Raw genomic sequence first — 13,494 nt, 5'->3', positions numbered from 1 at the left:
TTTAGATTTAATTTTTAATTATTTTTCCTGACTGTATCAGTGAATTACTCTCTATCTTATAAAAGTATATTCCAGAAGTTAAATTTTCCATGGAAATTAAATTACTTGAATTCAATTCCTTTTCGAAAACTTTTTGCCCTATACTATTATACAGTGTGATTTCAGCATTCTCAATACCATTAGGAAAAGAGACATAAAAATAATCATTTGTAGGATTTGGATAAACCATAAACTTTCCTTTTGAATTTGAATTTATGGAAAGTTGAGCCATATTTAAAGCCAATTGAAAATCTGGAATTCCATATCCAAATTGATTGGTTGGATTTGAAAATCTGTCTGCTGATTGTTTTACAAAATCTACAATTTGTTGATTAGTGGCCCAAGGAATTGCCTGCCAAAGACTTGTAACAGCGCCAGCCAAAATTGGACAGGCAAATGAAGTTCCGCTGGCAGTAACAATGCTTCCACTTGTGTTTGATACTGTTGCACTTTGTCCTTTTGCCATTACATCGGGTTTAACTCTTCCATCAAAGCTTGGCCCAATAGAACTAAAAGTTGCGTATGTCTCATCAAATTTTACTGCGCCTACCGCAAGTACGTTTGTAGCTTCTGCAGGAACTCCAATATGTGGTTCTGATGAATTTCCAGAATTTCCTGCACTTGCCACTACAATCATTCCTTTAGAAAAAGCAATGTTGGCACCTCGAGAAGCAAAAGATGTATTTCCTGTCATATCAGAATAAGTGTAACTGTAATTGGGATTATCATATTCAAAATAACCCAATGAAGTAGAAATAACATCAACACCTAACCTATCAGCTTCTTCGGCGCCTTCTACCCAGTAACTTTCTTCAACAGGATTTTCTTCTAAAATATCTTCGGTAATAAATAAATAATACTGAGAGTCAGGAGCAGTACCTACTAATTCTCCCTCAACATAGCCAGCCATACAAGACAATGTCATCGTACCATGGTTGTGTGTAGAAAAGACATCTGTATTTCGCGCCACAAAATTATATCCACCTAAATACAATCCATTATTTAACATTCTTTCAAAAGGAAATATGACATCAACTTCTGAAAATCCCGAGTCTAAAACCGCAATAATTTTTCCTGTACCAGTATAATTAGACTGATGTAATAAGTGAGCATTTAGCATTTGAACTTGATTCCCAGAATTACCATAAGCAAAAGTGGTTGTTACGTCAAGATTTTTGTTGATTCTCTTTATTGATTTAGAACTAGAGTTTCTTTTTATTTTGCCTGAAACATTTAAAGTTCTATCTGCAAATTGGACGTAATCTACAAAGGAAAGTGAAGTCAAATTTTGAATATCAATGACAGCACCACGAACATGAACTGCATTCAACCATTTCGATTTTGCTTTCACAATTATTCCTGTAGAAGCACTAATTTGATTTACATAAGGCTGATGAATTGGAATGTCTTTTATATCCAAAGCAATATTTTGATTAACTCTTCTATCTAAAGAACGCTGCGAAAGCATTTGTAATGGATTGTCAAAATAATATTGAGAATTTGGCTTATCCTTAAAATAAACCCATGCATCTTCTTGAGAAAATCCAGAAAAACTTAAGTGGAAAAACAGAATAAAATAAAGCTTTCTCATAATTTTACATTTTGTAATGCGCTAATTTATGAAATTACTCCTGAACCAACTAATTCATCTCCAATATTCCAAGCTACAAATTGTCCCGCTGTGATGGCAGATTGTGGTTCTTCAAAAGAAACATATAATCCACTTTCAAATTGATACAAAGTGGCTTTTTGTAATGCTTGACGATAGCGAATACGAGCCATAACCTGCATGCTTTCTCCATTTTTCAATGCTAAATCTTCCCTTATCCAATGAAGTTCATCATTAGTTACTTTCAATGTTTTTTTAAATAATCCAGGATGATTTACTCCTTGACCCGTATAAATAACATTCGATTTTACATCAGTGGCAATAATAAAAAGTGCCTCTTTAGTTCCACCAACATTCAACCCTTTTCGTTGTCCAATAGTGAAATAGTGTGCACCTTGGTGTTTGCCAACAATTTTACCGTGTTCTGGTAAATAAGTGATGCCTCTTGACTCATAAGCCAATTTTTCTTCTAAAGTTTTAAATATTGGCTGCTCTACTTTATATATTGAATTGTTTGAGCCTACTTCATAAATCAATCCTTCTTTAGGCTGCAATTGTTGTTGTAAAAATTCGGGCAATCGAACTTTACCTATAAAACATAACCCTTGTGAGTCTTTCTTTTCTGCAGTCACCAAGTCCATTTGCAAAGCTATTTCTCTAACTTCTGGCTTGGTTAATTCTCCAATTGGAAATAATGATTTAGCTAATTGTTCTTGTGATAATTGGCAAAGAAAATAGGATTGATCTTTGTTACTGTCTTTTCCAGCCAAGAGTTGATAAACTGGTTTTCCATCGATTTCAATTTCCCCTTTTCTACAATAATGACCTGTTGCCACATAATCTGCACCAAGACTTAAAGCAATTTTCATAAAAACATCAAACTTAATTTCGCGATTGCATAATACATCAGGATTGGGAGTTCGTCCTTTTTCATATTCGCTGAACATATAGTCAACGATTTTTTCTTTGTATTGTTCGCTTAAATCAACGGTTTGAAATGGAATTCCCAATTTTTCAGCAACAAGAAGTGCGTCGTTACTATCTTCAAGCCAAGGACATTCGTTAGAAATTGTTACCGAGTCGTCGTGCCAATTTTTCATAAAAAGTCCAATCACTTCATAGCCTTGTTCCTTTAACAAATAGGCAGCAACACTAGAATCAACTCCACCAGAAAGTCCAACTACAACTCGTTTCATTTTATAGCAAAAATTTTGCTGTAAAATTACTTGATTAATTATTATTCTTCTAGCGGTTTAACTCTTTTTTGGAATTTCTTACCTTGTTTGTCCATATTAACATTAATCAACTTTCCTTTTTCGAGCAGTTTCCACATCCCAACTTTCTTCCCGTTTTTAAAATTTCCTTGTCCTGTAATTTGATTATCTGGATTTCGAAAAATTGCTAATCCGTCATACTCTCCATTTACATAGATAGTTTCTTCAAGAACGACATCGTTTTCTGCATACTTTTTATAGCCGCCGTTTTTAATCCCATCTTTATAAGTTGTTTCTTCTGCAATCTTTCCACTTTTGTAAAATACTTTTCGTACACCTGTTAACTTTCCGATTTTATAGTGTTCTGTCGTCATAATAGCAGGAGAATCTTCATGATAAAATTTCCATTCTCCTTCAAATTGTTTATTGACAACTTTTCCTTCGCTTACTTTGTTTTTATTTTGATTATAGAATATAGTATAGCAAGAGTTATCTGTTTTATTAAAATCTCTAGTAGCAATTATTGTCCCAGCTTTTGTGTCGTCAAAAAACTTAAATAAGCCTATTTCTTTGCCATGATCAAAAGTTCCTTCGTAGCGCTGTCTCTTTGACTCTTCATAAAACCCTTTCCACAAACCATGCTTCTTACCATCAGAATCAAATTTATTAAAATCTTGGGCTAATAATGAAAATGAGGTGAATAACAAAACAATCAAATATTTCATAAAAAAATAATTAAAAATCACAAAACAAATGTAATGCTAATACCCATAACGAAAAATGCATTTAAATAGTATTTAACTAAAAGCAAATTTTGCTATTGGAGAATACAGATTATCAAAAAATATTTTTTTTCATATTTTATTAGATACTTTATGAAATATTTTTTATTTTTGGAAAAATTAAACTAAACCATATGAAAAATTTTATGAAAAAAATTACGCTAATTGCTTTAGCCTTTGTAGCTTTTTCTTGTTCAACAGACTACGAAGAGAAAAATTTAAAATCAGTTTCGATTGCAGAGATTGCAAAAGCTACTCCTGAATTGAGCACTTTTGTTGAAGCTTTAGAAATTACAGGATTAACTGAAACTTTTGACGCACAAGGTGATTATACAGTATTTGTTCCAGATAATGCTGCATTTTCAAGTTTATTATCTGCACTTGGTGCAACAAGTTTAGCTGATGTTGACCCAGTACTTTTAGCTGATGTTCTTAAATATCATGTTTTAGATTCTAGAGTACTTTCTACTGATTTAACTGATGGAGCTACTGCTACTACATTACTTGGTCAAGATATCACAGTAAATATTGACACTACAGCAGACGAAGTTACTATTACTGACGGAAATACTATTACATCTGACGCAACAGTTATTGCTAGAGATATTAAATGTTCAAATGGAATTATCCACAGAATTGACACAGTTTTGTTACCAAATTTAGGTAGCTAAATAGAAAATTAAATTATCCTAAAGGGTTGACTTTAAAAGTCAGCCCTTTTTTTTTGTAAAAAATAAAAAATAGAATTTCACGTTATGAAATTTAGCATTCTACAAATTAAATTATTTTATGATTAAACTTAAACTAGTTTTAAATTGAGTTTTAAAACTTAAAATTGTATGGCTTTAATATTATAAAATAAGAACATGAAATGATAATACCTTTTATTTCACAATTCATTTTTAAAAATTACATTTAATAATTAATACCATTTGACCATTTAATTCAAAATAAAAAGTTAAAAAAATATAGATTTATTTCATCATTTTGTTTAACTTATTCTGTTTTCAAAAAAGAAAAACACCGCATTAAAGCCTTTAATACATTAATATTCAGTTATTTATTTTTATTTTAACAATTAAACAAAATTGTTAAATTTTATTTAAATATTAGTTTTGTTTAATATTTTTGATTTTTTGTTAGACAATATTTTATAAGTTTGTAGAGAACAATTAAACAAAAAAATTATGAAAAAATTATTTAAAAAAATTGCATTAGTTGCAATATGTATTTCGGTTTTCTCTTGTAATGATGACGACAACAACACAGCACAACCTACTATTGTAGATATCGCTGCTGGAAATCAAGACTTTTCTATTCTAGTTGATGCACTAGAACGCACTGGTTTAGACGCAGTATTAGATGCGCCAGGACAATACACCGTTTTTGCCCCAACCAATGCTGCTTTCACAGCTTTTTTAGCTACAACACCTTATCCAACTATAAATGATGTACCTGTTAGTGCACTAACAAACATTTTACTAAACCACGTTATAGGAGATGAAATTAAAAGTATGGACATTCAAACTGGTTATGCTTCAACATTGTCACCAATCAATTCATCGGCCAATGCACCAACCATCAGTATGTTTATACAATTATCTGGTAGCTCAGTTATTATAAATGGTGGTGCTGCAAACTCTGGTTCAACTGTAACCACAGCTGACATTGATGCTAGTAATGGTGTTATTCATGTAGTTGGGAATGTAATTGCTATCCCAACATTAGTAAATCATGTAGTTGCTAACCCAGATTTCGAAACATTACAAACTGTAGTAACTAGTCCTGCTCAAAGTGCAGTATTAAATACTTTGTTAGGAGTTACAGCAGCTGCACCAGTAACTCTTTTTGCTCCAAATAATACCGCATTTACAACTGCATTAGGAACTGGCGGTTTTGCAAATGGCGCTACCGACGCACAAGTAACAAAAGTATTGCAATATCACGTAACAGCAGCTGGTAATGTTCGTTCAAACCAACTACAAAACAATCAAGTAGTTCCTATGATTACAAGTCCAGTTCAAAACACTACAGTTATATTGGGTGGTGGAAATGTAGATATTAGAGATACAGCTAGTAATCTTTCAAGAGTATTTAGAGCAGATATTCAATGCTCTAATGGAGTAATACACGGTGTAAACAGAGTTTTACAACCTGTACTGTAATTTTAAATTGTTATGAAAAAGAGAAGCGCAACTTTAATAGTTGCGCTTTTTTTATGAACCTAATTCAAGTGCTCTATCATTCGCTGCTTTTACAGCCTCTATAATTGTTTTCTCTAAACTTCCCTTTTCAAAGACTTGCAAAGCTCTTTCCGTTGTACCGCCTTTTGAAGCTACCTTTTTAATCCATTCATTGTTAGACAACGAATAACTGTTTTGAATAGCGACTGAACCCATAAAAGTTTGATTAACCAATAACTCAGCTTCCGATTCATTGAACCCTAATTCAACAGCTGCATTTATCATGGATTGCATGAAGTAAAAAACATAAGCTGGACCACTACCAGAAATAGCCGTTGCAGCATCAATCAATTTTTCGTTTTCTACATAAACCGATTTACCAGTAGTATTAATTAAATTTTGAATAATAAAGAGTTCCTTTCTATCTACATTTGCAGATGCAGTAAAAACGGTCATTCCCATTCCTATTTGGGTTGGAATATTAGGCATGGAACGCACAATTTTTGAACAGGAAAGTTGGGTTGCTAATTTTGACAACGTAATTCCCGCCATTACTGAAAATATAATTTGGCTGTCTCTTAAAAAAGGTTTTATTGATTGTGCTAAAACAGCAAAATCTTGAGGTTTAACCGCTAAAATTACAATGTCGAATTCTCCAATGTTATCCGAAGCTTTCGTTGAAATATTCATTTCGGGAATACCGCTTTCAATTGCTGCAAGGGTATTATTTCTTACTAGCACATGAATATCCTCAGGCTTAATAAATCTCGAACTAATAAAACTATTTGCATAGGTTTTACCCATGTTTCCGTAACCAACAATAAGTACTTTCATAATGTTAAGAATAAAAAACGCTGCTTAAAGATATATAATATTTTTAAGCAGCGTAGTATATTGTAAAGCGAAATCTTATTTCTTTTTATTTTGAATTTGCTTTTGGGCTTCGGCTTGTTCCATCATTTCTCTCATTTTCTTTTGGAACTTACTTTCGGTTTTAGGTTTTGTTTTATTCTCTTGAATTTGGGCATGAATTTTATCACTGTCAATAAAATAACGCTTAATTACAATCATAATTCCAATAGTAATCAAATTGGAAATAAAGTTATACAAACTCAATCCAGAACCATAATTATTAAAAAACAACAACATCATGATAGGAGAAAGATAAATCATTATTTTCATAATTTTCCCCATATCTGGCATTCCTTCTTGCTGTGGTTGTGCCATCATTTGATCTCCAGAAGTCATTTTCATGTAAAAGAAAATGGCTATCGAAGCTAATATTGGAAATAAACTAATGTGATCACCATATACTGGAATGTGAAATGGCAATTTGTATATTTCGTCAAAAGAAGATAAGTCTTCCGCCCAAAGAAATCCTTTTTGTCTTAACTCAATAGCTGATGGAAAGAACTGAAAGGAAGCATACATAAACGGAATTTGTATCAATGCAGGAATACATCCCGCCATAGGATTTACTCCTGCTTTGTTATACAACTTCATTGTTTCTTGTTGTTTTTTCATTGGATCTTTAGCAAACTTTTCCCCAATTTCCATAATTTCTGGTCGTAAGACTTTCATCTTGGCTTGTGACAAGAAAGACTTGAAAGTAATAGGCGACATGGCAATTTTTATCAAAATAGTAAAGATAATAATGGCTATTCCTAATCCCATGAAAGTACTTAAAAACCCAAAAAGCGGAACGAAAATAAATTTATTAATCCATCCGAAAATACCCCAACCTAACGGAACAATGTCTTCTATATTTTTGTTGTACTTGTTTAATACTCTATAATCGGTTGGTCCAAAATACCAATTCATTTTATAATCCAACTCTCCATTTTTGAAGGCTAATGGCATTGTTGATTTGAAGTTTTTGGTAAAAACTGTGTCTATCTTCTCATCATTTACCAAGTTCGTAGAACTCAATTTTACATTTTCAATAGGTGTTTGTGACAAAAGAATTGAACTAAAAAAGTGTTGCTTATAGGCAATGAACGTTGCTTTTTCAAGAATTTCATCTTCTTGTTTTCCTAATCCTGCATAATCAACTTTACCCTCATTTTCAAAATAAATTTCGGCATAACGATTTTCATAAGAAATACTTTTTTCGTTTCGATAGGTTTTCAAATCCCATTGCAAATCTGCCGTTTCTGAATTATTTAAAACCGAATTCAAACCTTGTGAACGCACATCAAAGTCAAGCATATATTCATTTGGTTTTAACACATACTTGTATTCCAAAAATGAATTTTCACCTGCTTTCAATTTCATGGATACTATTTGATTTTCTCCAACTTTTGACACTGTTGGTTCAAAAAACAAATCTTTGGTATTCAATACTCTATTGTCTTTGGTTTGCAATTGCAAATTGAAATTAGCGTTGTTGTTTTTTATCAACTCCACTAACTCCTTTGATTTTTTATCAAATCTTTTATAATTTTTTAAAGTAGCTTCGGTAATGAAACCTCCTTTATTAGCGATTTTCAACTTTACAAGTTCGTTTTCAATAATTGTAAAATCATTTTTCGCCGAAGGCAAAGTAGCCGAATACGCAAAACTTCCTAAAGCTCCTTGAAGTTTTTGAATTTTAACCGAATCCGCAACTGTAGTGTCCGTAATGGTCTTGGCAACATCTTTTGTCGCTTCTTGTTTTACTTTGGCTTCAACCGCTTTTTCTGTTGTTGCCTTTGTTTGTTCTTTAACCTCACTTTCTCGGTTATTATACATCATCCAAAGTATAATCACAAAGATTAAAGCAAAACCTATTATCGAATTTAAATCAAATTTCTTTTGTTCCATATGCTGCTGAACTTGGTTCAGTATCTTTAATTAATATTATTTTTTATGTTTTACCATTGCGGCCACAAAGCTAACAAAAATTGGGTGCGGATTTGCAACAGTACTTTTATATTCGGGATGGTATTGTACTCCTATAAAAAATGGGTGATTTTGAAGTTCTATAATTTCGACTAAACCAGTATCTGGATTAACTCCTGAAGCTATTAAACCAGCATCTTCCAATTGTTTTCTGTATTCATTATTATATTCATAACGATGACGATGACGCTCTTGAATTTGTGTTTTGCCGTAAATTTGATGTGCCAATGTTCCAGCTTTGATATCGCATTTCCAAGCACCAAGACGCATGGTTCCACCTTTATCGGTAATATTTTTTTGCTCTTCCATTATAGAAATTACCGGATGAGGCGTTTGTTCATTCATCTCTGTAGAATTCGCATCTTTTAATCCTAACACGTTTCTGGAATATTCAATAACCGCCATTTGCATTCCTAAACAAATTCCGAAAAATGGAATATTATTTTCACGAGCATAACGAACGGTTTCAATTTTACCTTCAATTCCACGTCCACCAAAACCTGGCGCCACAAGAATTCCATCTAAATCTTGTAATTGTTCGGCAGCATTGGTTTCATCTAAATATTCAGAATGAATGCTAATGATATTTACTTTGGTTTGATTAGCAGCACCAGCATGAATAAATGATTCTAAAATAGATTTATAAGAATCCTGCAATTCCACATATTTCCCAACCAAACCAACATTTACCGTATGTTTCGGATGTTTTAATCGATGCAGAAAAGTATTCCAATTTTTTAAATCGGGTGCGGCTTTCTTTGGTAGATTTAATTTTTTCAGTGCCACAATATCCAATCCTTCTTCCAACATCAAGTTGGGCACTTCATAGATAGTTGACGCATCAATAGATTGTATTACTGCTTCGCGTTTTACGTTGCAAAACAATGCTAATTTTTGACGCAATTCATCCGAAATTTCATGTTCGGTTCTACAAACTAGAATATCCGCTTTGATTCCGCTTTCCATCAAAGTTTTTACAGAATGCTGTGTGGGTTTTGTTTTTAATTCTCCAGCAGCAGCAAGATAAGGAACCAACGTTAAATGAATCACTATTCCGTTTCCTTCTCCTAATTCCCATACTAACTGACGAACAGACTCGATATAAGGCAAAGATTCAATATCTCCAACAGTTCCACCAATTTCTGTAATAACAATATCAAAATCACCCGATTTACCGAGCAATTGCATACGTTCTTTAATTTCGTTGGTGATATGAGGAACAACTTGAACTGTTTTTCCTAAAAATTCGCCTCTTCTTTCCTTTTCAATTACAGAAAGATACACTCTTCCTGTGGTAACATTATTGGCTTGTGAAGTGGGAACATTCAAGAAACGTTCGTAATGACCTAAATCCAAATCGGTTTCAGCACCATCATCAGTAACATAACATTCGCCGTGTTCATAAGGATTCAACGTTCCTGGGTCAACATTGATGTAAGGATCAAATTTTTGGATAGTAGTTCGATAACCTCTTGCTTGTAATAATTTTGCTAAAGATGCAGCGATAATTCCTTTCCCTAAGGAAGAGGTCACACCGCCAGTAACAAAAATGTATTTCGTTTGATTCATTGTGCTGTTTGTTGTAGTTGTGTTGTTGTAAAAAACGAGGCAAAAGTACAATTAATTAGTCAATGTGTCAATGTGAAAATGTAGCAATTTCAAAATAGAATCATTGTTTTATGATTGCGCACTAGATTGAAACCTTATTTTGGGTATTGCTTTTTAATGTTGCGGACTAATTCTTCCAATCCGTTTAATTTGAGTTCGTAAACCAATTGCAATTGCTCACCGAGTTGTCCTTTTGGAAAACCTTTATTGCTGTACCATACTACATAGTATTCGGGCAAATCTATGAGATAATAGCCTTCATATTTACCGAAAGGCATTTTGGTGTGTGCTAGTTTTATCAGAAGTTGTTGTTGGTCGTTCAAATTTATAAAATTTCAATAATTTCGAACCTACCTTCAAAAGATTTCCCTCTTACTGTTGAAATTATATATGCAATTTTACCCTCAATCTTAATAATCTTTACATTCATAACTTCTCCACTTTTAAATGGAAAATCAGGAAGGGTAATTTCGGTCATTTTCATATCATATTCACAATCATTAATCCAATTTAATTCAGATTTAATATAATATTTGCCATTTCTATGATATTCGATATGATAATTGTATTTTATTTCTATGTAAGAAGTTTTATCATCCGAATCTAAATATTTTAGTTTGCAATTTTTTAATATGCCACATTCAGAATTAGATTGTGCAAATGATAAATTAAAAAATAAAATTAAAAGAATAACAAGAGAATTTTTTAACATTATAAAATTTATTTAGTGTTCCAATTAAAAAAAATTTCTCTTTTAATATCGGGATGCAAGCTAAAGTGAACTGGGCAAGTCAACGCAGTTCGTTCCAAAATGGTTTTGGTTTTTTCGTCGGCTTCCAAATTCATATTAAAAGTCACATGAATTTCAGAAATACGTCTTGGTTCTGCTGCCATAACTTTAGTAACTTCGGCTGTGGAACCTGAGAAATCTACATTCATTTCTCTTGCCTTAATTCCCATTACGGTAAACATGCAACTGGCCAAACCATTAGCCACAGTATCCGTTGGAGAAAACGCTTCTCCTTTACCATTATTATCCAGAGGCGCATCCGAAATAATCTCACTTCCCGATTGCAAATGAATAGAAGAAGTTCTTAAATCGCCAAGGTAAGTTACTTTTGATGTTGCCATTATAATGCTTCTTTTATCGTTAAATCGGTGTCGTAATAGAGAATATAAATTCCATGATTTGAATAACCATAGGTTGCATTTTGCACATAATCAAATTTATTTTCTATTTGATTTGTTGAAGCCGTTTGAATTGTTTCTTCAAATGTTTTTTCTTGTGACAAACGAAGCAACGTATCGAAGGTAATATCAAAGCCACGTATGGCATATTCACTTGGCATAATTTTATTGATTTTTTTATACTTTCGGTCAAATTGATTCGCTTCTTCGGTTTCATTTGGTCTAGAGAGCGATGGATATAATAATTTGAGTTTAGTCAACCGAGTCAATGAAATTTCTTCAAAATCTAATGTTTCATTTGGTTCCATAATCACCATCTGAACTTGATACTCCTTTTGAAAAGCCAGCATTGTAGAAGTTGTAGACAAAATCATACCTGTACTTTCTGAAGCTATAATGACATAATTCATTTTATCTTTCAACAAATGAACTTTCAAACTATCAGCTACAAAAGAGTTTTTTATGCTTAACCCAACAAGCTTTGTATCTTTATGATTTTCTTGAATATATTGTTTAATACTTCCTTTTTTCGAATCTACAACGGCAATAATATTTCCACCTTTGCTTCTTATATAATCAAATATAGAGCTACGCAAAAGTTCTATTGAAGGCATAGATTGGTATAAATTAGAATACTTTTTCCCGATTTCTTTTGATAAAGGAGAAATAACTGGTGTTTTAGTTGGCTCAAGTATTTCTGCTAATTTTTCTACATTGGATTGATAAAACGGTCCAATAATTACATCCATAGCTGACAAATTATTCTGTTGAACCAAGTTAGCCACATTGGAAGAATTCTTTGTTTCTTGAGAATCCAAAATTTTAATATCAACTTTCATTCCTAGCACTCGTGCAGAATCGATGGCCATCAAAGCACCCGAATAAAAATCCAATGTCAAATTCAGAAACTTATCTTTCTTTAATCTTGCTTGAGTAGAATTAACCGTGTCACTTTCTATTTTAGTGATATTAAACGGCAAAAGTAATGCGAGTTGTTTCCTCGCATTTGTGTTTAAACTTTTCAATAAATTTCCTTGTTCCTTTTTGGGGACATTGGCTTTTTGTACCATGGGTACACGCAATATCATTCCTAGTTTAATTCCTTTTTTAAGTTCTGGATTCAATTGAATTAATTCCGCTTCCGTTATACCAAAATCATTGGCAATACTTGCAATAGTTTCTTTAGGTTTAACTACATATTCTTGCAAGTATTTCTTAGTACTTTCTGTTGCTGGTTTTACTACAGCTGGATTGACTGTTTCGCTAGTTGATGGAGCATTTCCCGATACTACAAGTTTTAAACCTACAGGGAAATCATTTGCAATTTGAGGATTTAATCGCTCCAATTCTTGAATGGTCATACCATATTTTTTGGAGATACCATACTTGGTTTCCTTTGGCTCAATGATGTGATAAGTAGTATTTCCTTTTGGTGTTTCAGCTTTTGGTTCACTTTTCACCACTACTTTCGGTATCTCTTTTGGTGCAGGAACTGGTTTTTCTAAAGGAGGTTTCTCATAAGTCTCTTGACTTGCAGTAGCAGAAGGAATCTTTATTGTTTGACCAATCTTTAAACCATCTTTTAGCAAATCAGCATTGGCTTCTTTTAGTGCATCAACAGTTACTCCGTATTGTCTTGAAAGACTGAACAAAGTTTCTTTGGGTTGCACCAAATGAGTGGTTGGATTTGATTTTGGAGTAGTTTGTTTTGGGGCATTTGAAGTAACTTCTGCTGTTGATGGTGGAATTAGTAACACGCTATTCAACTGAATTCCGTTTTGAGAATCAGGGTTTAATTTGAAAATATCATAAGGTGTTACTCTATATTTTTGAGCAATACTATTAACTGTTTCTCCACTAGAAACAGTATGCTTAATATATTTCTCTTGCTTTGCCGAAACAGAAAAGGCAAAAGAAAAAACGGTAAGCAATATTGAATAAAGAATACGATTTTTCATGTAGTTACTATTTATTTAACGTATAAAGTTAAC

Annotated in this window: 12 protein-coding genes; 2 read left to right on the top strand and 10 right to left on the bottom strand. The window is 32.6% G+C overall.

The window, feature by feature from the left end; all coding sequences use genetic code 11:
* Positions 1–7 precede the first annotated feature (7 nt).
* From ACSVH2_RS12160 to ACSVH2_RS12150, 3 genes are read right to left on the bottom strand one after another with little or no spacing between them, the layout of a single operon-like run.
* Positions 8–1,630 carry a S8 family serine peptidase gene (locus ACSVH2_RS12160; protein ID WP_438093443.1) on the bottom strand — a complete coding sequence of 541 codons (1,623 nt, stop codon included), beginning with the start codon at positions 1,628–1,630 and terminating at the stop codon, positions 8–10.
* Between the two features lie 26 nt (positions 1,631–1,656).
* Complete coding sequence (gene mnmA / locus ACSVH2_RS12155; protein ID WP_438093442.1) at positions 1,657–2,844, bottom strand: tRNA 2-thiouridine(34) synthase MnmA; 1,188 nt, start codon at positions 2,842–2,844, stop codon at positions 1,657–1,659.
* A gap of 41 nt (positions 2,845–2,885) precedes the next feature.
* Positions 2,886–3,587 (bottom strand): toxin-antitoxin system YwqK family antitoxin, encoded by a 702-nt coding sequence (locus tag ACSVH2_RS12150; protein ID WP_438093441.1) that lies wholly within the window; start codon positions 3,585–3,587, stop codon positions 2,886–2,888.
* Between the two features lie 203 nt (positions 3,588–3,790).
* Here ACSVH2_RS12150 and ACSVH2_RS12145 point away from each other — a divergent pair, with 203 nt between their 5' ends.
* Both ACSVH2_RS12145 and ACSVH2_RS12140 read left to right on the top strand, forming a co-directional pair.
* The gene (locus ACSVH2_RS12145) at positions 3,791–4,315 is read left to right on the top strand and encodes a fasciclin domain-containing protein (RefSeq protein WP_438093440.1); all 525 of its coding nucleotides are present in this window, start codon (positions 3,791–3,793) and stop codon (positions 4,313–4,315) included.
* A gap of 516 nt (positions 4,316–4,831) precedes the next feature.
* Positions 4,832–5,809, top strand: a complete 978-nt coding sequence (locus ACSVH2_RS12140) for a fasciclin domain-containing protein (RefSeq protein ID WP_438093439.1) — start codon at positions 4,832–4,834, stop codon at positions 5,807–5,809.
* Between the two features lie 51 nt (positions 5,810–5,860).
* On the opposite strand, the gene proC is transcribed toward ACSVH2_RS12140, so the two are convergent.
* From proC to ACSVH2_RS12105, 7 genes are all read right to left on the bottom strand, one after another.
* Positions 5,861–6,661: a pyrroline-5-carboxylate reductase gene (proC, locus tag ACSVH2_RS12135; RefSeq protein ID WP_438093438.1), complete on the bottom strand. Its 801-nt coding sequence runs from the start codon at positions 6,659–6,661 to the stop codon at positions 5,861–5,863.
* A gap of 75 nt (positions 6,662–6,736) precedes the next feature.
* Positions 6,737–8,629, bottom strand: coding sequence for a membrane protein insertase YidC (gene yidC / locus ACSVH2_RS12130; protein ID WP_438093437.1), 1,893 nt, complete (start codon positions 8,627–8,629; stop codon positions 6,737–6,739).
* Positions 8,630–8,665: 36 nt separating this feature from the next.
* Positions 8,666–10,276, bottom strand: coding sequence for a CTP synthase (locus ACSVH2_RS12125; protein WP_438093436.1), 1,611 nt, complete (start codon positions 10,274–10,276; stop codon positions 8,666–8,668).
* Between the two features lie 134 nt (positions 10,277–10,410).
* Positions 10,411–10,638, bottom strand: a complete 228-nt coding sequence (locus ACSVH2_RS12120) for a DUF3820 family protein (RefSeq protein ID WP_438093435.1) — start codon at positions 10,636–10,638, stop codon at positions 10,411–10,413.
* A gap of 2 nt (positions 10,639–10,640) precedes the next feature.
* Complete coding sequence (locus ACSVH2_RS12115; RefSeq protein WP_438093434.1) at positions 10,641–11,027, bottom strand: hypothetical protein; 387 nt, start codon at positions 11,025–11,027, stop codon at positions 10,641–10,643.
* 8 nt (positions 11,028–11,035) lie between these two features.
* Positions 11,036–11,446 carry an OsmC family protein gene (locus tag ACSVH2_RS12110; RefSeq protein ID WP_438093433.1) on the bottom strand — a complete coding sequence of 137 codons (411 nt, stop codon included), beginning with the start codon at positions 11,444–11,446 and terminating at the stop codon, positions 11,036–11,038.
* Complete coding sequence (locus ACSVH2_RS12105) at positions 11,446–13,461, bottom strand: amino acid ABC transporter substrate-binding protein (RefSeq protein WP_438093432.1); 2,016 nt, start codon at positions 13,459–13,461, stop codon at positions 11,446–11,448. Before ACSVH2_RS12105 ends, ACSVH2_RS12110 begins: the two co-directional genes overlap by 1 nt.
* Between the last annotated feature and the right edge of the window lie 33 nt (positions 13,462–13,494).

Source organism: Flavobacterium sp. RSB2_4_14 (genome assembly GCF_051547085.1).
Classification (GTDB): Bacteria; Bacteroidota; Bacteroidia; order Flavobacteriales; family Flavobacteriaceae; genus Flavobacterium.
The sequence above is the reverse complement of the archived record's forward strand: the minus strand, read 5'-3'. Positions and strand labels throughout refer to the sequence as shown.

Excerpts from the sequence above, each read along its gene's own strand:
- ACSVH2_RS12150 (WP_438093441.1), bottom strand. The coding sequence starts at position 3,587 with ATGAAATATTTGATTGTTTTGTTATTCACCTCATTTTCATTATTAGCC.
- ACSVH2_RS12160 (WP_438093443.1), bottom strand. The coding sequence starts at position 1,630 with ATGAGAAAGCTTTATTTTATTCTGTTTTTCCACTTAAGTTTTTCTGGA.
- ACSVH2_RS12125 (WP_438093436.1), bottom strand. The coding sequence starts at position 10,276 with ATGAATCAAACGAAATACATTTTTGTTACTGGCGGTGTGACCTCTTCC.
- ACSVH2_RS12140 (WP_438093439.1), top strand. The coding sequence starts at position 4,832 with ATGAAAAAATTATTTAAAAAAATTGCATTAGTTGCAATATGTATTTCG.
- yidC (WP_438093437.1), bottom strand. The coding sequence starts at position 8,629 with ATGGAACAAAAGAAATTTGATTTAAATTCGATAATAGGTTTTGCTTTA.
- ACSVH2_RS12105 (WP_438093432.1), bottom strand. The coding sequence starts at position 13,461 with ATGAAAAATCGTATTCTTTATTCAATATTGCTTACCGTTTTTTCTTTT.
- ACSVH2_RS12145 (WP_438093440.1), top strand. The coding sequence starts at position 3,791 with ATGAAAAAAATTACGCTAATTGCTTTAGCCTTTGTAGCTTTTTCTTGT.
- mnmA (WP_438093442.1), bottom strand. The coding sequence starts at position 2,844 with ATGAAACGAGTTGTAGTTGGACTTTCTGGTGGAGTTGATTCTAGTGTT.
- ACSVH2_RS12115 (WP_438093434.1), bottom strand. The coding sequence starts at position 11,027 with ATGTTAAAAAATTCTCTTGTTATTCTTTTAATTTTATTTTTTAATTTA.
- proC (WP_438093438.1), bottom strand. The coding sequence starts at position 6,661 with ATGAAAGTACTTATTGTTGGTTACGGAAACATGGGTAAAACCTATGCA.
- ACSVH2_RS12110 (WP_438093433.1), bottom strand. The coding sequence starts at position 11,446 with ATGGCAACATCAAAAGTAACTTACCTTGGCGATTTAAGAACTTCTTCT.